Consider the following 18,628-nt stretch of genomic DNA (forward strand, 5'->3'; position numbering starts at 1 on the left):
ACTGCCTCTCCATCGACTTGCGTTTGAGACCGACATGACCTCCAACACCAACAACGGCAGCCGCCGCAACTTCCTCAAACTGGCCAGCACGGGCGCGATTTCCGCCGCCGCGCTGGCTGCCTTCCCGCCGTCGATCCGCCGCGCGCTGGCCATTCCCGCCAACAACGCGACCGGCACGATGCGCGACATTGAACACGTGGTGATCCTGATGCAGGAGAACCGCTCGTTCGACAACTACTTCGGCACGCTGCAAGGCGTACGCGGTTTTGGCGATCGCTTCCCGATTCCGCTGGCCGGCGGCCTGAACGTCTGGCAGCAGACCTACGTGCCAAGCAGTGGCCCGAGCCGCGTGGTACTGCCGTACTACCTGGACAGCAGCGCCGGCAACGCGCAGCGCGTCTCAGGCACACCGCACAGCTACCCCGATGCGCAAAACGCGTGGGACCTCGGCCGCATGAGCAAGTGGCCGACCTACAAGCAGACGCAGTCGATGGGCTATTACAAGCAGGCCGAGCTGGACTTCCAGTTCGCACTGGCCAACGCCTTCACGCTGTGCGACGCATACCACTGCGGCTTCCACGGCGGCACCAACACCAACCGCCTGTTCCACTGGACGGGCACCAATGACCCGACCGGTGCAGCCGGTGGCCCCGTCATCGACAACAGCGGCGACCACCTCGACGCCGGCGTCACCTACAACTGGACGACCTACCCCGAACGCCTGCAAACCGCCGGCGTGTCGTGGAAGGTCTACCAGAACATGCCGGACAACTTCACCGACAACCCGCTCGCCGGCTTCAAAGCCTACCGCGACGCCAACGCCGCGCGCGGCAACCTGAAGGACGGCAGCCCGTTCCCGCCGTACACCCCGGCCGATGAGACGATCAGCCCGCTGATCAAGGGCGTCGGCAACACCATGCCCGACGGCGGTTTCCTGCAATCGCTCAAGGACGACATCGCCGCAGGTCTTCTGCCGCAGGTGTCGTGGATCGTCGCGCCGGCCACCTACTCCGAACACCCCGGACCGTCGAGCCCCGTGCAGGGCGCGTGGTACACGCAGGAAGTGCTCAACGCGCTGACCGCCAACCCGGCCGTGTGGAGCAAGACCGTACTCATCGTCAACTTTGACGAAAACGACGGCTTCTTCGACCATGTGCCGCCGCCTGCCGCTCCGGCCTATGACAACGGCGTGCTGGCTGGCAAATCGACTGTGAGCACCACCGGCGAGTACCACACCGACAAGAATCCGTACGGCCCCGGTCCGCGCGTACCGATGTACATCATCTCGCCGTGGAGCCGTGGTGGCTGGGTCAACTCGCAAGCGTTCGACCACACTTCGGTGCTGCGCTTCCTAGAACTGCGCTTCAACGTCAAGGAACCGAACATCAGCGCGTACCGCCGCGCCGTACTGGGCGACCTGACCAGCGCCTTCAACTTCGTCAACCCGAACAACGAAACGCTGCCGACGCTGCCTAGCCGCGACAAGGCGACGGCCGATTCGATCCGCACCGCGCAAGGGTTGAAGCCGCAGGTGCCGGTGCCCTCCGTGGCCGCACAGCAACTGCCCGTGCAAGCCACCGGCACGCGCCCCTCGCGCGCCCTGCCGTACGAGCTGCACGTCAGCGCGCGTGAAGACGCCACCAACCGCGCCCTGCGCCTGATCTTCAGCAACACCGGCACGGCCGCCGCCGTGTTCCACGTGTACGACCGCCTGCATCTGGACCGCGTGCCACGCCGCTACGCCGTCGAACCCGGCAAGATGCTCGACGACGCATGGGATGTCTACACCGCTGACAAGGGCAAGTACGACCTGTGGGTGCTCGGCCCCAACGGTTTCCACCGCGCGTTCTCGGGCGACGTGAGTGCCGTCTCGGCCGCAGGTTCGAGCGCACCGGAAATCCGCGTGTGCTACGACCTGGCCAACGCCGAGGTCTACGTGACGATGATGAACACCGGCACTACCGGCTGCACCTTCACCGTCAAGCCCAACGCGTACCGCACCGACGGCCCGTGGACGTACGACATCCCCGCCGGCAAGCAGCTCGACCAGCATTGGCCGATCGCGCGCCAGGGCAACTGGTACGACTTCACGGTGACGGTGCCGCAGGGCGGCTTCACGCGGCGCTTTGCCGGCCGCATGGAAACCGGCAAGGACAGCGTGTCCGACCCGGCCATGGGCACCTAAGACGGTGAACTAAACGCTAGAAATATCCGCAGGGAAGAGAACGCGGGCGGCCTTCGCAAGGGGCCGCCCGTTTCTATTTCAAAGCGCGTGTTGATACGGAAACAGCGCCGCGTTGAAGCCACCAAGCGCACGCAGATGCGCCCAGTCGAAGCACGGTCCTGGATCGGTCTTGCGGCCCGGTGCGATGTCCGAATGCCCGGCAATCGCCGCAATCGGATACGCCGCGCAGATCGCCCGCACGAGTGACGCCGTGGTGGCGTACTGCTCGGGCGTGAAGGGCAGATCATCCGTGCCCTCGATCTCGATGCCGACGGAGAAATCGTTGCAGCGCGTACGGCCGAAAAAATCCGACGCGCCGGCATGCCATGCGCGCGCACCACACGGCGCGAACTGCACACACTCGCCCGTACGGCGCACGAAGAAATGCGCCGACACGCGCACGCCGCGCAACTGATCGAAGTACGGGTGCGCGTCGCAGTCGAGCGTGTTGGTGAAGAAGTCGAGCACGTCGTCCGTGCCGAAATCGGTCGCGGACTGCGCGGGCGGCAGGCTGATGTTGTGCAGCACGATCAAGTCGATCGGCATGCCTTCCGGCCGCTCGTCGATATTGGGTGACGGATGGCGGCGGACGCCTTCCACCCAGCCAGCGGCATCGACGCGCAAGGCGTTGTGATCAGGCATCGCCGTTCAGGCCGTTGCCAGCGACTTCACCCAAGCTGCCAGCCGCTTCGATGTCACGCGGGTCACGGATGCCGAGTTGCTGCATGCGATAGCGCAACTGACGGAACGACAGGCCAAGCAGCTTGGCCGCCGCCGTGCGGTTGAAGCCGGTCTGGTCCAGCGCGGCCAGGATCACGCTGCGCTCGACCGACTCCAGATACGCCGGCAAGTCGATCGGCAGGGCGACGTTCGGCAGCGACGGTTCCGTTGCTGCGGAAGCAGGCGCGGGCTCAGCGGGCTGTGCCATCGGCTGCGGCATGCCGATCGGACTCGGCACGGGCGCCGGCATATAGACGGCATCGGGCCAGCCCGTCACGGGCGGCGGCGCCATCGTGTGACCACTCTGCAGACCTTGCGCGGCGGCCTGTGCCTCACGCGTACGGTGGAACAGCGGCGAGCGCTCGATCTCGGCGCCGAGCGCGCCCAGATCATCCACGTCGATCGATTCGCCTTCGGCAAACGCATACGCGCGCTCGAGCAGGTTCTCCAGCTCACGCACGTTGCCCGGAAACGGATACGCGCACAGTTGCTGCAGCGCCGGACGCGTCAGGCGCTTGGGGCGCGGATCGCCGTAGCGGTTGGCAAGCTGCTCCAGCAACACGCCGGCCAGCACGGGCACGTCTTCACCGCGCTCGCGCAGCGTGGGCATGCGCAGTTCCAGCACGTTCAGGCGGTAGAACAAGTCTTCGCGGAAGCGGCCGGCGGCCACCAAGCGCGCCAGATTCTGGTGGCTCGCGCACACCACACGCACATCGACCGGGTCTTCACGGCTCTCGCCGATTTTGCGCACGCGGCGTTCCTGCAGCGCGCGCAGCAATTTCACCTGCATGGTCAACGGAAGGTCGGCCACTTCATCCAGCATGAGGGTGCCGCCGTTGGCCGCCTGGAAGAAGCCCTGGCGGTCGCTGTCGGCACCGGTGAAGGCGCCCTTCACGTAGCCGAAGAACTCGGCTTCCATCAGGTTCTCGGGAATCGCCCCGCAGTTCACGGCCACGAACGGCCGCGACGCACGCGCCGACAGCGCATGGATGGCGCGTGCCGCACGCTCCTTGCCGCTGCCCGACTCCCCGCTGATGACCACCGGCGCCATGCTGCGCGCCAGCCGCATCAGCGAGCGGCGCACCTCCTGCATGGCGGCGGAGTGCCCAGGCAGCAAGTCGTTGGTGCGCTCGGCCAAATCGGAGCTGCCCGGGTCGGGATCGCGCTGCTGGCGACCCAGCGCGTTGAGCACGAGGCTGCGCAGCTGATCGAGCGAGAGCGGCTTGGCAATGTAGTCGAACGCGCCAGCCTTGAGCGCTTCCACGGCGTTCTCGGCGCTGCCGTAGGCGGTGATGACGGCCACCGGCGTGCGATCCGCCGTGGCCGAGAGCTGGCGCACAAGTTCGATGCCCAGGCCATCACCCAGGCGCATGTCGGTCAGCACCAGTGCAAAGCGCTGGCGGGACAAGGCCTCGCGCGCTTCGGCCAATCCGCTGGCGAGCACCACGTCGTGCCCCATGCGGCGCAAGGAGATTTCCAACAGCTCGCGCAGGTCGGCTTCGTCATCAACGACGAGAATGGGTTCGCGAACGATGGCGACTTTGGACATGGATCAGCGGAGAAGTCGGCCGGCGGATCATTCCGCAGTCAGCACGGCAGGTTGGTCAAACATCAGGGTGATGACGAAGGCGCGACGCGGCAATGTGTCGCGCGCCTCCATGGTCAACGCTCCGGTGCGATCGAGCAAGGATTCCAGCGCGATGGCGCCGTATCGGATCTGTGCATCGTTGGCGCTGCACAACTCGCGCGCCATGTAGAGGCCCAGGCCTGTGCCTTGCGCGTCATTCGTGAAGAACGGCTCGAACAGGCTGCGCTGCTGCTCGGTGGGCACTTCGGGGCCGTCATTCCAGATCACGAGTTCGGCGTGGGTCTCATCCAGTGCATAGGCGGCCAGCAGGATCGAGCCCGGCACGTGCCGGCAATAGCGCAGCGCGTTGTCGAGCATGTTGCCGACCACCTGCTGCAGCTGCGCCGGGTCAAACATCACAGGCTTGTCCAGATCCACCGCCACGCGCACGAGATTGGGGTTGATCTCGGTCGCTTCGCCCGCGCGACGCAAGGCTTCCGCGCGCCAACGCTCCACCACTTCGGGCAACACCTGCGCGAGCTGTACGCGCACACGCTCGCCGCGCGGCCGGCGCGACAGCATCAGCACGTCGGCGACCACCTGATCGAGCCGGCGCACGTTGTCACGGATGATACGCAGCAGGCGCGTTTCCACGCCGGAGCCTGGGTGGGTGCCTACCGAGCGCGCATGCTCCCCCTCGCCCGGATCGTCCAGCAGTTCAGCGGCCTGGCTGATCGCCGCCAGCGGATTGCGGATCTGGTGCGCGACGCTCGCCACCAGCCGGCCCATCGAGGCGAGCTTTTCCTGCTGCGCCTGCTCAGCCACGCGCTCCCAGCTTTCCACGTGGACCAGCACGGTGTCGTGCAGCTCGTGCCGCAGGAAGGCTTCGTCGTCGGCCGACCAGCCTTGCGTTGCCGCTTCGGCCGGCTGGTTGCGCAGGCGCATCATCTCGCCAACCTCCCCAGGCAGCCCCAGGCCGATGGAGCTGACGAGGCTATCCATATAGACACTACGCAGATTGGCGAGGCTCGGCAGAATGAAGCGCAGGCGCAAGCGGGCATGCAGCGTCCGCCGACCGCCCGGAGCAACCGGCAGCAGATCGAGGATGCGCGGCGCATCGTCGTCGCCCGAGACGTCACCGGCACCAGGATGGCGGCTCTTGCGGCGCAGCCATTGACGCAGCGTTTCAAGCAACGGACGCAGGTGCGGCACGTCCTTCAGGTCGAACAGCATCGCGCCGCTATTCACGAAGGCGTTCTGCGGCACGCCCAGCAGCATGGCTGCCGCCGGGTTGGCGGCCACCACACGGCCATCGGCGCGTACGAGCATCACGCCGTCCTGCATGTCATAGACCATCAGGCGGTTGACCAACTGCTGCAGGCGCAGCTCGCGCTCGCGCGCCATGGTCAGGCGCTCCTGCGCAATCTGCCGGTGCGACAGGCCGTACATCATCGACGCGGCCATCATGTAGACGAGGCCGTACAGCCCCGCCGAAGCCAACCCAGGCGCGATCACCCCATCGCCCAGCATCTGCAGGAACGGATCGGCCAGCACCACCATCGACGCCACCGCCGCCGTGAACAGCGCGAACAGCAGGCTGGTCAGCGCACCAGCAGCCAGCACCGGCATCAGGAACACCATCGCCACACTCGCCGACAGACGCGACAGCGCGGCATACGCCAGCCCCAGGAACAGTAGGTCGAGCACCACGTCCAGCCGTACGCGGAACTGGAAACGCGAGCGCCACCATCCGGCCGCAGCCAGAATGAACAGGGCCACGGCCAAGTACGGCAGCACCAGGCTGAGCAACGCTTCGCTGTTGGGCAACCCCGCCGTTTCGTTGTGCTCGCGCGGCACCATCACGAACAGCAGCAGCACCAGCGCCACGGCCGCACGGCTGAAGGCGAAATAGCGCAGCAGACGCCACTGGAATTCAGGGGGATCCGGCTCGAGCCAGACCGAGCGCAATGCACGCCACGCATTCAGGCGTGAGAGCAGCGTGCGGAAGCCAGACCGGGTGGAAACGTTGGGTGCCGCGTCCGGAGCAACGGGCTTGGACTGCATGTCAGGCCGCACCTCAGGCCGCGAACCAGACACCTCGGGCATCACGCGCCGCCCCGGTCGGCGTGTTCCGGGCAGCGATAGCGGCCACCGGGCAGTGCCACCATGCTGGTGCGCGGGGCATGCACGCCGCACACAGCGCACTGCTCGATCGGCTGGGAAGCAGCGCGTTCAGCGGCACGCTTGGCGCCGCCCTGCGATGACGCCTGCCCAGGCGCCTCCGATGAACGCGACGGACGCGTCCCCAAGCGGCTCAGCCACCATAAACCGGCGAGCAGCATCAGGATCAGCAGGACAGGACGGGCCATGGAAGTGAAAACGACTGCGAAAGAGAAACAGGAGGAGCCAAGAACGCGCTACACGCGGTGCAGGATGACTTCGAGCACGAAGCGGCTGCCCACATAGGCCAGCAACAGGATCGAGAATGCCGCCATCACCCAGCGCAGCGCCACGCGTCCGCGCCAGCCACGGAAACGGCGACCCACCAGGATGCCGCCGAACATGAGCCACGACAGCACGGCGAACACGTTCTTGTGATCGAACTGGAAGGCGCGGTGGAACAGCTGCTCGGAGAACAGCGCGCCTGAAGCGATGGTCAGCGTGAGCAGCACAAAGCCCGCGCCGATCAGGCGGAACAGCAGCTTCTCAAGCGTCAGCAGCGGCGGCAGCAGATCCAGCCAGCGGCTGAACCAGCTCGCCTCTGCGGGGCGGTTGATGGTGTGCAGGCGGCGCTCGGCGGCCAACATCAGGATCGCGTGGAACGCGGCCAGGGTGAACAGCCCGTAGGCGACATTGGCGATGGCAAAGTGCAGCTTGAACAGCGGGCTGGCCGCATAGCCGAGGATCTGCGTGCCGGGAAAGGCCAGCGGCAGCAGGCTACCGACCAGCGCCACCGGAATCACCAGCACGCCCAGCCCCGCCAGCGAGAAGAACAGGCTCTCGATCCAGAAGATGCCCACGCCCAGCCACAGCATGGCCGACAGCGCATAGGCAAAACCGAACACCATCGAACTGGCTGGGAAGATGGTCTCGTGCAACAGGAAGCCATGCGCGGTCAGCGCCGCCAGCAAGGCCCAGCGCCACCAGGCTGGGACGGCATCAGCGGCGGCAGGCGGCGGTGGAACGAGCACCGCGGCGCCCGGCGATTGCCCGCCCGTCGCCATGGCACCGGCAGGGGCCCGGGCTCCAAGCCCGCCCCGCAGTTCGCCATGCCGTGCCCACGCTACCGAAGCGAGGGCACCATAGAGAAGCGCCGTCAGCGCATACAGTACAATTGCCATTTGCACAGTTTACCGCAGCGCACCCTGGTTTTGGCTGGGGCCCGCCCCCGCCGAAAGCCTCGTCGGGCGGCCACGCGGAACGCACATTCCTAGCTGGTGCGAGCGATGCATGCGCCGGCTTCTTCTGTCCCCAATTCCGGATCCCTCACACTGTCATGCTGGATAACCTGACCCAACGGCTCGCGCGCGTGGTCAAGACCATGCGCGGCGAAGCGCGCCTGACCGAAGCCAACACCGCCGAGATGCTGCGCGAGGTTCGCCTGGCGCTGCTCGAAGCCGACGTGGCGCTGCCGGTCGTGCGCGAGTTCATTGCCCGCGTCAAGGAAAAGGCGCTCGGCGAAGACGTCATCACCAGCCTCTCGCCAGGCCAGGCGCTGGTGGGCATCGTGCAGCGCGAGCTGACGGCCATCATCGGCGGCCAGGAAGCGCTCGACGGCGCCGGCACCACCATCATGGGTGGGCGCGCCGCAGAGCTGAACCTGAACGTCACGCCGCCCGCGATCATCCTGATGGCCGGTCTGCAGGGCGCGGGTAAGACCACCACCGTCGGCAAGCTGGCCAAGTGGCTCAAAGAGAACAAGAAGAAGAAAGTGCTGACGGTGTCGTGCGACGTGTATCGCCCCGCCGCTATCGCGCAGCTGAAGACCGTGTCCGAGCAGGTCGGCGCGGACTTCTTCCCCTCGCAGCCCGACCAGAAGCCGGTGGACATTGCCGCCGCCGCGCTGGACTGGGCCAAGAAGCACTATCACGACGTGCTGATCGTCGATACGGCCGGCCGCCTCGGCATCGACGAGGCGATGATGCAAGAGATTGCCGCGCTGCACGCCACGCTCAAGCCGGCCGAAACGCTGTTCGTGGTCGACGCGATGCTCGGCCAGGATGCCGTCAACACCGCCAAGGCCTTCAACGACACGCTGCCGCTGACCGGCGTGGTGCTGACCAAGCTTGACGGTGATGCGCGCGGCGGCGCGGCGCTGTCGGTGCGTCACATCACGGGCAAGCCGATCAAGTTTGTCGGTGTGGCCGAAAAGCTCGACGGGCTGGAGCCGTTCTACCCCGACCGCATGGCCCAGCGCATCCTGGGCATGGGCGACATCCTCGCGCTGGTGGAAGAAGCCCAGCGCGGTGTCGACATGGAAGAGGCGCAGAAGCTTGCCGCCAAGATCAAGAAGACCGGCGGCTTCGACCTCGAAGACTTCAAGGCCCAGATCGGCCAGATGAAGAAGATGGGCGGTCTGGGCAGCCTGATGGACAAGCTGCCTGCGCAGTTTGCACAGCAGGCTCAGGGCGCGAACATGGACCAGGCCGAAAAGCAGGTCCGCCGCATGGAAGGCATCATCAACGCCATGACGCCGGCCGAGCGCGCCAAGCCCGAACTCATCAAGGCTAGCCGCAAGCGCCGCATTGCTGCGGGCGCGGGCGTACAGGTGCAGGAAGTCAACCGCCTGCTCAACCAGTTCGACCAGATGCAAGGCATGATGAAGAAGCTCAAGGGCGGCGGCATGATGAAGATGATGCGCGCCATGGGTGGCATGAAAGGTGGCATGAAGGGCCTGCTCGGCCGGTAAGCCGACCACCCTGCCCCGATCCAATCGACTTAATTTGTTTCACTGACTGACACGATGCTGAGCGCAGAACAGGCCCGCGAACTCTGGGCCAACTCCGAAGAAATCGTCAGCGAAGACGCCGTGCGCGGCTCGCTGGACCGCATGGCCACCGAGATCACCGAGAAGATCGGCGATACCTTTCCGATGGTGTTGTCCGTGATGGGCGGTGCTGCCGTCTTCACCGGGATGCTGTTGCCCAAGCTGGCGTTCCCGCTGGAGTTCGACTACATCCACCTGTCGCGCTACAACAACCAGACCGTGGGCAGCAAAGAGATGCAGTGGCGCGTGGCGCCGCGCGAGTCGGTCAAGGGCCGCACGGTGCTGGTGCTCGACGACATCCTCGACGAAGGCGAAACGATGGCCGCCATCCGCTCGCGCATCATCGACATGGGCGCCGCCGAGTTCTACTCCGCCGTGCTGTGCGAGAAGACGCTCGCCAAGGACAAGCCGCTGTACCCGGATTTCTGCGGCTTCAACGTGCCGGATCGCTATGTGTTCGGCTGTGGCATGGATGCCAAGGGCTACTGGCGCAACCTGCCGACGATCCGCGCGCTGAAGAACACCTGACGCGGCGCACAGGGCAAACAAAAAGGGCGACCAATGTGTCGCCCTTTTTTGTTTCCCGGGATGGTGGCACCCCACGTCCCCGGGGAATTCGCACCACTCACGCGCCGCGACGATACGGCCGCTCGCGCAGCCACTTGGTGGCGATCCACTTCTCGCCGCGCTCGACTGGCAGGCCGGCGTGCAGTGTGTCCTCGTCCAACGTGCCATCGGGGCGCTTGTAGACGAAGAAGACCGCATTGCCCTTGACCGGCGCCACCTCCAGGCCCAGCTTCGGAAAGCCCGTCGCACCGCCCGCTTGCACGCTGTTCAGGTAGATGACGAGCGTTGCCACGCGTTGGCCGCCCACTTCGAGCTGCCGCGCCTCGCCGCTGCGGCCGGGGTTGAAGAAATCGAAGTGCGGCTGGTACTCGCCGCCGGGCTGGTAGTGCAGCACCTGAAAACCTTCGCCGTGTTCGACCGGCACACCGGTGGCCTGAGCGATGCGCGCCTCGATCTTGGCGATGAGCGCATGCTCGCCCACCTGGAACATCGCGCCCTCGCTGGTGCGCGCGGAAATCAGGTTCTCCTCGCCCGTTTCCGGGTTCACCACGGGCGAACGCTTCAGGCGGTGATGTCCCAGCGCGATGAGCTGGTCGCACTCCTCGTCCGACAGGAAATGCTGGAACAGCACGATGCGCGGCGTCTCCAGCGCAAACAGGATGGGGATGTCGCCATCGGCGGTGCGCACGGCGTTGCTGTTCTCGACGGCCCCGTCGGCAGCTTGCGCAGATTGGGCAGCGGGCGCCGGCACGGGTGCTACGGCGGGCGCGGGCGGGCGTTTGGCAAGCGCCTCGTCCACCACGCGGCGCGCAAAAGCGCGGTCGTAGCCGGACTGCACCATCGAGGCGACCAGCGGATCAGCCTCGAAGCCTTCTGCCACGTGACGCTGCAGCCAGTCGTGCAGCGCGTCGGACATCGTCGCGTAAGGTTGGGTGGTGGTCATGCAGAGTGACGCGGATGCGGCGAACGAAAAAGATGGCCTTATTGTAGGCCGACCACAATACGAAGACCGATCAGGAACCGCCCGCCGAACCTGCTGCAATACGCATCGGCGAGAACGGATTGCGCGCCGGCACATCCGGCAGCGCCTTGGCACGCGGCGGCGGCGCCTCAGCCGGCACAGGTGCCGATACGGTCAGCGCACTCGACTCCTGATACTGCCAGCGCTTCCACGCCGCCAGCACCGCATTCGGATACTGCGGCTGACCGCGACTGCCGTTGTAGCGGCCCAGTGCCAGATAAAGATTGCCGCCTTCGATGTCGAGGTAATGTCGCAGGATCGTGCAGCCGTAGCGCAGGTTGCTCTGCAGGTGGAAGAGCTTGCGCGTGTCCTTGTCGCCAATGCTGCGCGTCCAGAACGGCATCACCTGCATCAGGCCCATGGCGCCCGCGCTGCTCATGGCGTACTTGCGGAAGCCACTTTCCACTTGCATCAGCCCCAGCACCAGCGCCGGGTCCAGCCCTGCACGCTTGGCCTCGTAATACGCGGTTTCGATCAGCTCAACGCGTACCGACGCCTGCGGGATCTTGCCCGACATACGCACCGACATCTCGGCCAGCCAGCGCAGGTAGCCGAGTTGCTCGTCATTGTTGGCGAACACCGGGCGCAGCGGACGGCTGTCGGCCACGGCGGCAGACAGCGCGCTGCGCACGGAGTCCGCCAGGTATTCCTCTTTCTGGGCCCCCGCCCACGCCGCCTGCGTGCCCGTAAGCAATGCCCCTGCGCACAGCGCGGCGGCGATCGAGCGGGCAGACAGGAAGCGGCGCATGCGGGTCAGCTCCATTACTGCGCGAGACGCGCCTTCAGTATCGCCAGCACATCGGCCGGCGCTACTGCGGTGGCGGCTTCGTCGCGGCGGCCCTGGAATTCCAGCTTGCCTTCCTTCAGGCCGCGGTCGCCCACCACCACGCGGAACGGCACGCCGATCAGTTCCCAGTCGGCGAACATCGCGCCTGGGCGCTCGCCACGGTCGTCCAGCATCACGTCGATGCCTGCGGCTACCAGCTCGGCGTGCAGGCGATCGGCTTCCTCGCGCACGGCATCGGAGCGGTCGTAGCCGACCGGGCAGATCACCACCTGGAACGGTGCAATCGACGCCGGCCAGATGATCCCGCGCGCATCGTAGTTCTGCTCGATGGCCGCACCCAGAATCCGCGTGATGCCGATGCCGTAGCAGCCCATCACCATCGGCTGGGTCTTGCCGTTTTCGTCGAGGAAAGTGGCGTTCATCGCTTCAGAGTAGCGCGTGCCCAGCATGAAGACGTGGCCGACTTCGATGCCGCGGCAGATCGCCAGCGTACCCTTGCCGTCCGGCGAGGCGTCGCCTTCCACCACGTTGCGCAGGTCATGGACTTCGGGCTCGGGCAGATCGCGGCCCCAGTTGGCGCCGGTGAAGTGGTAGTCCTCTTCGTTGGCGCCGACGACAAAGTCGCTCATGGCTGCCGCCGTGCGGTCAGCCACCACCTTGACCGGCAGCTTGGTGCCGATCGGGCCGAGGTAGCCGGGGCGCGTGCCAAACGCACGCAGGATTTCGCCTTCGGTCGCAAAGCGGAAATCGGCCAGGCCCGGCACCTTCGATGCCTTGACCTCGTTGAGTTCATGATCGCCGCGCAGCAGCAGCAGCCAGATCTGGGGCTCGCCGCCCTCGACGTCGGTGGCCAGCACGATCGACTTGATCGTACGTTGCAGCGGAATACCCAGTTGCTCGGCCACGGCCTCGCACTTGGCACGGCCCGGCGTGTGCGTCTTGGTGAGCGCCTCGGCGGCAGCGGCGCGCGGCGTGGCGGGCGCGACGGCCTCTGCGGCCTCGATGTTGGCGGCGTAGTCCGAATTCGGGCAGTAGACGATGGCGTCTTCGCCCGTCTCGGCGATCACGTGGAATTCATGCGAGCCCGACCCGCCGATGGCGCCGTTGTCGGCCGCCACCGCGCGGAACTGCAGGCCGAAGCGCTGGAAGATGCGCGTGTAGGCGTCGTACATCTTCTGGTACGACACCTTCAGGGCTTCCGCATCGCGGTCGAAGGAGTACGCGTCCTTCATGGTGAATTCGCGGCCGCGCATGATGCCGAAGCGCGGACGGCGCTCGTCGCGGAACTTGGTCTGGATCTGGTAGAAGTTGATCGGCAGCTGCTTGTACGAGCGGATCTCGGTACGGGCGATGTCGGTCACCACCTCTTCCGACGTCGGCTGGACGACAAAGTCACGCTCGTGGCGATCCTTGAAGCGCAGCAGTTCGTCGCCCATCTTGTCCCAGCGGCCGGTCTCCTGCCACAGCTCACCCGGCTGCACCACTGGCATCAGCACTTCCACCGCGCCGGCGGCGTTCATTTCCTCGCGGACGATCTGCTCGACCTTGCGGATCACGCGCAGACCCACGGGCATATACGTATAGAGGCCCGCGCCGAGCTTCTTGATCATGCCGGCACGCATCATCAACTTGTGCGACACGATCTCCGCGTCGGCGGGCGCTTCCTTGAGCGTGGAAATGAAGAACTGGGACGCTTTCATGCGACTGACAATAAGGGATGGCGCGGCCATGCAAAGCCGCGAGGACAAGGGCAAAAGCCACCGGAATCAAGGGATACGGCGAGACGCCAGGCGCACATCTGAACGCGAGGCGCTCCTCCCCCAGGAGGCGCGAGTGAGCGGCAACATTGCGGCATCCGGCCATCAGGACACAGAAGGACGATGCACCGCTCTATAATCGGCGTAATTCTAAAGTATTCGAGGTGCAGTCATGCTCGATCGTGAAGGCTTCCGCCCGAACGTCGGCATCATCCTCATCAACGCAAGAAACGAGGTGTTCTGGGGCAAGCGCATTGGCGAGCACTCCTGGCAGTTTCCACAAGGCGGCATCAAGTACGGTGAGACACCCGAACAAGCGATGTTCCGCGAACTGCACGAAGAAGTCGGCCTGTTGCCAGAACACGTCCGGATCGTCGGTCGCACACGCGACTGGCTGCGGTATGAGGTGCCGGACAAGTTCATCCGCCGCGAGATTCGCGGTCATTACCGGGGCCAGAAACAGATCTGGTTCCTGCTGCGCATGGTCGGTCGCGATTGCGACATCCAGCTGCGCGCCACCGAGCATCCGGAATTCGATGCCTGGCGGTGGAGCCAGTACTGGGTGCCTCTGGAAGCCGTGATCGAGTTCAAGCGCGAGGTGTATCAACTGGCGCTGTCGGAGCTTTCACGCTTCGTGCAGCGGCAGAATCGCGCGCCGCTGTCTCCGTATGGACGCGGCGGGCAGCACCGCGACCACCGGGCAGACAATCGCGGCGGCAACGAAGGCCGCGACAACCGCCCTGGCGGGCAAAATGCGCGCGACCCTCGCCCCCAATCGGTGATGACGGTCACCACCACGACGGTCATCGTCGAGACGGTGACGACGACCGAGCCAGCCTCATCCTCCAACCCCGAAGACACACGTCCCAAGGACAACTCGTGAATGTGAAGACGACGACACGGGGAGCGCGCCGCGCTCTCGTGCCGTTCGCGCTGGCGACTGCGCTGGCGCTGACGGCATGCGGCCACGCCCCCACCGGCAACATCGAAGACAAGCTGTTGATGGACCCGTTCAACGACAAGCCCTTCAAGGAAGATGCCGTCACCTTCCCCGCCCCGCCGGTCGATCGTGATGCCGTGCCGTTCGATGTGGGTGGTCGCAATGATTCGCCGCTGCGCTTTGCCATCGACCCGAAGTCGGTGTCGATCGGTACCGACAATGTGGTGCGCTACACCGTGCTGATCACCAGCAAGACCGGCGCGCGCAACGTCAACTACGAGGGCATGCGCTGCGACACGGCAGAGCGCCGCATCTACGCCACGCTGCGCAACGACACCAACCAGTGGATCGGCAACCGCGCCATCGACATGAACGAAACCGCGAATGCGGAATCCGCCAGCATGAACGCCTACAAGCCTGCCACCGACTGGCAGCGCGTCGGCAACGGCGGCCCGACGAACTATGCCTCAGCGCTGATGCGCGCGTACTTCTGTGACGTACGGTCGGTAGCCGGGGACGGAAAACCCGCGACGCTGGTGCGCCGGCTGAAGGATTCGGGAAGAGGGATTACCGGGCCGTAAGAGATAACGGCTTGATCTGAGGGGATGACCGTTGGGTTCATCCCCTTATTTTTTGCTGTTGCGCGTTGAGCCCTGGTAGCTCACATCGGCGATCAGAGCAGTACCAGGTTGTCCCGGTGCACCAGCTCAGCAGCGCTGACGTAGCCCAGCACCGCTTCAATCTCCGACGATGCCTTACGCGCAATCAGCCGGGCCTCGGCCGACGAGTAGTTCGTCAGCCCCCGCGCCACCTCACGACCGGCCGCATCCACGCAGGAGATCACCTCCCCGCGCGCAAACTCGCCCTGCACTTCGGTCACGCCGATCGGCAGCAACGACTTGCCGCCCGCGGTGAGCTTGTCCACTGCACCGGCGTCCAGCACCACGCGACCACGCAATTGCAGATGGTCGATCATCCACTGTTTGCGAGCCGCCATGCGCCCGGTCTGCGCGCGCAGTTGCGTGCCGATAGCCTCGCCGTTGGCCAGCCGCGCGAGCACGTCGGCCTCACGCCCCGAGGCGATGATGGTGTGCGCCCCAGATTTGGCCGCACGCTTGGCCGCCAGAATCTTGGTCAGCATGCCGCCCTTGCCGATGCTGGAGCCTGCGCCACCGGCCATCTGTTCCAGGTCAGGCATGCCGGCTTGTGCCTCATCGACGAAGCGCGCGTCCGGGTCCTTGCGTGGGTCGGCCGTGTACAGGCCACGCTGGTCGGTCAGGATGATCAGCGCGTCGCCTTCGATCAAGTTGGTGACGAGCGCGCCCAGCGTGTCGTTGTCGCCGAATTTGATTTCATCGGTGACGACGGTGTCGTTCTCGTTGATGATCGGCACCACGCCCAGGCTCAGCAGCGTGAGCAGCGTGGAACGCGCATTGAGGTAGCGCTCGCGATCCGCCAGATCGCCATGCGTGAGCAGCACCTGCGCCGTACGGATGCCGTGCCGCGCGAACTCGGATTCATACACCTGCGCCAGCCCCATCTGTCCGACGGCAGCGGCGGCCTGCAGCTCATGGATTTCCTTCGGGCGCTTGGTCCAACCCAGCCGCTGCATGCCCTCGGCGATGGCGCCAGAGCTCACCAGCACGACCTCTTTACCAGCCGCACGCAGCGCAGCGATCTGCGCCGCCCAGCGGGCGATGGCCGCCTGGTCCAGACCGCGACCATCGTTGGTGACCAGGCTGGAACCAACCTTGACGACAAGGCGGCGCGCATCGGCAATCAGCGAACGCAGGGCCATGGTGGGCGTGTCTCCGAAGGATGTTGGTGTTGTGTGTTTTATGCGTTGGCGCTGTCGTCGCCGCTGTCATGACTGACGTTGTGCAGCGACGGGTCCAGACGTTGGTCAGGTGCAGCCGCTGCGGCGTCCTCTTCGGCGCGCAGCTCGTCGAGATACTCCTGAATGGCGTGCACCAGTGCCTGCGTGCCATCGTGCGTCAGCGCAGAAATGCGGTGCACTGGGCCCTTCCACTTGAAGCGCTTGACGAAGTCCTTCACGCGGGCTTCGCGTTCGTCCTCGGGCACCATGTCGAGCTTGTTGAGCACCAGCCAGCGCGGCTTGTCGTACAGCTCAGCATCGTATTTCTTCAGCTCGCCGACGATGGCCTTGGCTTCAGCTACCGGGTCGACTGCCTCGTCGAACGGGGCAAGGTCCACCACGTGCAGCAGCACGCGCGTGCGCTGCAGGTGTCGCAGGAACTGGTGACCCAGGCCCGCACCTTCGGCAGCGCCTTCGATCAGGCCGGGAATGTCGGCCACCACGAACGACTTCGACGGGCCCGTGCGCACCACACCGAGGTTCGGGTGCAGCGTCGTGAACGGGTAGTCGGCGATCTTCGGGCGCGCGTTGGAAATAGCGGTGATCAGTGTCGACTTGCCGGCGTTCGGCATGCCGAGCAGACCCACATCGGCTAGCACCTTCAGCTCGAGGCGCAGGTTGCGGCGCTCGCCGGCCTTGCCGTCGGTCTTCTGGCGCGGTGCGCGGTTGGTACTCGACTTGAAGTGGATGTTGCCCCAGCCGCCCTCGCCGCCCTGCGCCAGGCACAGGCGCTGGCCGTCGAGCGTCAGGTCGGCGATCAGCTCTTCCGTGTCGGCGTCGTAGATGGCAGTGCCGACCGGCATGCGCAGCGTGATGTCTTCACCAGCAGCGCCATAGCAATCCGCACCGCGGCCGTTTTCGCCGTTGCGCGCAAGGTGCTTCTTGGCGAAGCGGTAGTCGATCAGGGTGTTGATGTTGCGGTCAGCCACCGCCCACACGCTGCCACCGCGCCCGCCGTCGCCGCCATCCGGCCCGCCGAACGGGACGAATTTCTCGCGGCGCATCGAGGCGCTGCCGTTGCCGCCGTCACCAGCGATCACTTCAATCCGGGCTTCGTCGATGAACTTCATGGAGGTCTCCGCCCGTGCGGCGTGCGCACGGCAGGTAAAAGAATCGGCGCTGCTGCGCCATCGCTAACAGAACGCGCCTGGAACATCGTACTGCCCAGGATCAGGCATCGCGTTTTGTTAGCGTCAGAAACGAAAAAGCCCCGCACGGGGTGCGGGGCCTTTTGACTACAAGGCTGAATCAGGCCGCCGGAACAACGTCGACGAACTGCTTCTTGCCTTCGCCGCGGTTGGCGAACTTCACGTGGCCATCGACCAGCGCGAAGAGGGTGTGGTCCTTGCCCATACCCACGTTCACGCCAGCGTGCGTGCGGGTGCCGCGTTGGCGAACGATGATGCCGCCAGCGTTGATGGCTTGGCCACCGTACACCTTAACGCCCAGGCGCTTCGACTCGGAATCGCGGCCGTTCCGTGTGGAACCGCCGCCTTTTTTCTGTGCCATGACTGAACTCCTATCCGGTTACGTAGACGATGCAGCCTTAGGCCACGATCGAGTCGATACGCAACTCGGTGTAATTTTGACGATGCCCTTGGCGCTTTTGGTAGTGCTTACGACGGCGCATCTTGAAGATGTGCACTTTGTCGTGACGACCGTGGGAGATGACGGTGGCTTTGACGGCAGCACCGCTCACCAGAGGCGCACCAACCTTGAGTTGGTCGCCAGCGCCCACTGCGAGCACCTGGTCAAGCGTGATTTCTGCGCCAACGTCCGCCGGTATCTGTTCTACTTTAAGTTTTTCGCCAGCAGCAACCTTGTATTGCTTACCGCCGGTTTTTACGACCGCGTACATTGTCGGACCTCGATAAAAGAACGTTAATTCTTGAACTAAACGTGACTCTTGCGCCGCCTGCAACCCGTCTGCACGGAAAGCGGACACAGAGAACTCGCAACTATACAAGAAAAACCCAAGCAAATCAAAGGCTAATCGCGTATTGCCCGCGCAACGGCCTGCCACGCCACTTGGCTGTCGCCGCACTGCCGGGGCAAGTCACCTGCTTGCTCTATAATCTCGCGGTTTTTGCGCCGCATCGAACGCGCGCAAGCCAATCATCCGTCACACCGCCTTCCGCCGGAATTCGCCTTGACCCAGACCTCCGCCTCCGTCCTGCTCGCC

Annotated in this window: 17 protein-coding genes; 5 read left to right on the top strand and 12 right to left on the bottom strand. The window is 65.3% G+C overall.

What is annotated here, in order from left to right:
- Window positions 1–34 precede the first annotated feature (34 nt).
- Window positions 35–2,185: a phospholipase C, phosphocholine-specific gene (locus V6657_RS14215; RefSeq protein ID WP_048933111.1), complete on the top strand. Its 2,151-nt coding sequence runs from the start codon at window positions 35–37 to the stop codon at window positions 2,183–2,185.
- A 78-nt stretch (window positions 2,186–2,263) separates the two neighbouring features.
- Here the strand turns inward: V6657_RS14215 and ampD are convergent, their stop codons facing one another.
- The 5 genes from ampD to ccsA are packed head-to-tail and all read right to left on the bottom strand — an operon-like array spanning window position 2,264 to window position 7,852.
- On the bottom strand, window positions 2,264–2,866 hold the full coding sequence (ampD, locus tag V6657_RS14220) for a 1,6-anhydro-N-acetylmuramyl-L-alanine amidase AmpD (RefSeq protein ID WP_048933112.1): 603 nt from the start codon (window positions 2,864–2,866) through the stop codon (window positions 2,264–2,266).
- Window positions 2,859–4,493: a sigma-54 dependent transcriptional regulator gene (locus tag V6657_RS14225; protein WP_048933113.1), complete on the bottom strand. Its 1,635-nt coding sequence runs from the start codon at window positions 4,491–4,493 to the stop codon at window positions 2,859–2,861. Before V6657_RS14225 ends, ampD begins: the two co-directional genes overlap by 8 nt.
- A gap of 27 nt (window positions 4,494–4,520) precedes the next feature.
- Window positions 4,521–6,575 carry an ATP-binding protein gene (locus V6657_RS14230; protein ID WP_048933173.1) on the bottom strand — a complete coding sequence of 685 codons (2,055 nt, stop codon included), beginning with the start codon at window positions 6,573–6,575 and terminating at the stop codon, window positions 4,521–4,523.
- A 41-nt stretch (window positions 6,576–6,616) separates the two neighbouring features.
- Window positions 6,617–6,880, bottom strand: a complete 264-nt coding sequence (locus V6657_RS14235) for a PP0621 family protein (protein ID WP_048933114.1) — start codon at window positions 6,878–6,880, stop codon at window positions 6,617–6,619.
- A gap of 48 nt (window positions 6,881–6,928) precedes the next feature.
- Window positions 6,929–7,852, bottom strand: a complete 924-nt coding sequence (ccsA, locus tag V6657_RS14240) for a cytochrome c biogenesis protein CcsA (protein WP_048933115.1) — start codon at window positions 7,850–7,852, stop codon at window positions 6,929–6,931.
- Between the two features lie 155 nt (window positions 7,853–8,007).
- On the opposite strand from ccsA, the gene ffh reads away from it, so the two are divergent.
- Both ffh and V6657_RS14250 read left to right on the top strand, forming a co-directional pair.
- Window positions 8,008–9,420 (top strand): signal recognition particle protein, encoded by a 1,413-nt coding sequence (gene ffh, locus V6657_RS14245; protein ID WP_048933116.1) that lies wholly within the window; start codon window positions 8,008–8,010, stop codon window positions 9,418–9,420.
- Between the two features lie 54 nt (window positions 9,421–9,474).
- A complete protein-coding gene (locus V6657_RS14250) occupies window positions 9,475–10,026 on the top strand; it encodes a hypoxanthine-guanine phosphoribosyltransferase (protein WP_048933117.1) in 552 nt (183 codons plus the stop codon).
- Window positions 10,027–10,123: 97 nt separating this feature from the next.
- Here V6657_RS14250 and V6657_RS14255 read toward each other — a convergent pair whose 3' ends face one another.
- The 3 genes from V6657_RS14255 to V6657_RS14265 all read right to left on the bottom strand — a co-directional run bounded on the left by V6657_RS14255 (window position 10,124) and on the right by V6657_RS14265 (window position 13,573).
- Complete coding sequence (locus V6657_RS14255; protein ID WP_048933118.1) at window positions 10,124–11,008, bottom strand: 2OG-Fe(II) oxygenase; 885 nt, start codon at window positions 11,006–11,008, stop codon at window positions 10,124–10,126.
- A 70-nt stretch (window positions 11,009–11,078) separates the two neighbouring features.
- Window positions 11,079–11,834, bottom strand: a complete 756-nt coding sequence (locus tag V6657_RS14260; RefSeq protein ID WP_048933174.1) for a lytic transglycosylase domain-containing protein — start codon at window positions 11,832–11,834, stop codon at window positions 11,079–11,081.
- Window positions 11,835–11,848: 14 nt separating this feature from the next.
- A complete protein-coding gene (locus V6657_RS14265; RefSeq protein WP_048933119.1) occupies window positions 11,849–13,573 on the bottom strand; it encodes a proline--tRNA ligase in 1,725 nt (574 codons plus the stop codon).
- A 229-nt stretch (window positions 13,574–13,802) separates the two neighbouring features.
- Between V6657_RS14265 and V6657_RS14270 the strand changes: the two genes are divergently transcribed.
- Both V6657_RS14270 and V6657_RS14275 read left to right on the top strand, forming a co-directional pair.
- The gene (locus V6657_RS14270) at window positions 13,803–14,513 is read left to right on the top strand and encodes an RNA pyrophosphohydrolase (RefSeq protein ID WP_048933120.1); all 711 of its coding nucleotides are present in this window, start codon (window positions 13,803–13,805) and stop codon (window positions 14,511–14,513) included.
- Window positions 14,510–15,151: a CNP1-like family protein gene (locus V6657_RS14275; protein ID WP_082170147.1), complete on the top strand. Its 642-nt coding sequence runs from the start codon at window positions 14,510–14,512 to the stop codon at window positions 15,149–15,151. The genes V6657_RS14270 and V6657_RS14275 overlap by 4 nt, the downstream gene beginning before the upstream one ends.
- A 92-nt stretch (window positions 15,152–15,243) precedes the next feature.
- Here V6657_RS14275 and proB read toward each other — a convergent pair whose 3' ends face one another.
- The 4 genes from proB to rplU all read right to left on the bottom strand — a co-directional run bounded on the left by proB (window position 15,244) and on the right by rplU (window position 18,304).
- Window positions 15,244–16,368, bottom strand: coding sequence for a glutamate 5-kinase (gene proB, locus V6657_RS14280; protein ID WP_169341068.1), 1,125 nt, complete (start codon window positions 16,366–16,368; stop codon window positions 15,244–15,246).
- Between the two features lie 38 nt (window positions 16,369–16,406).
- On the bottom strand, window positions 16,407–17,516 hold the full coding sequence (gene obgE / locus V6657_RS14285) for a GTPase ObgE (RefSeq protein ID WP_048933121.1): 1,110 nt from the start codon (window positions 17,514–17,516) through the stop codon (window positions 16,407–16,409).
- A 178-nt stretch (window positions 17,517–17,694) separates the two neighbouring features.
- Window positions 17,695–17,955 carry a 50S ribosomal protein L27 gene (gene rpmA / locus V6657_RS14290; protein WP_004633021.1) on the bottom strand — a complete coding sequence of 87 codons (261 nt, stop codon included), beginning with the start codon at window positions 17,953–17,955 and terminating at the stop codon, window positions 17,695–17,697.
- 37 nt (window positions 17,956–17,992) lie between these two features.
- On the bottom strand, window positions 17,993–18,304 hold the full coding sequence (gene rplU, locus V6657_RS14295; RefSeq protein WP_004633023.1) for a 50S ribosomal protein L21: 312 nt from the start codon (window positions 18,302–18,304) through the stop codon (window positions 17,993–17,995).
- Window positions 18,305–18,628 lie beyond the last annotated feature (324 nt).

This window comes from Ralstonia sp. RRA (assembly GCF_037023145.1).
Lineage (GTDB): Bacteria > Pseudomonadota > Gammaproteobacteria > Burkholderiales > Burkholderiaceae > Ralstonia.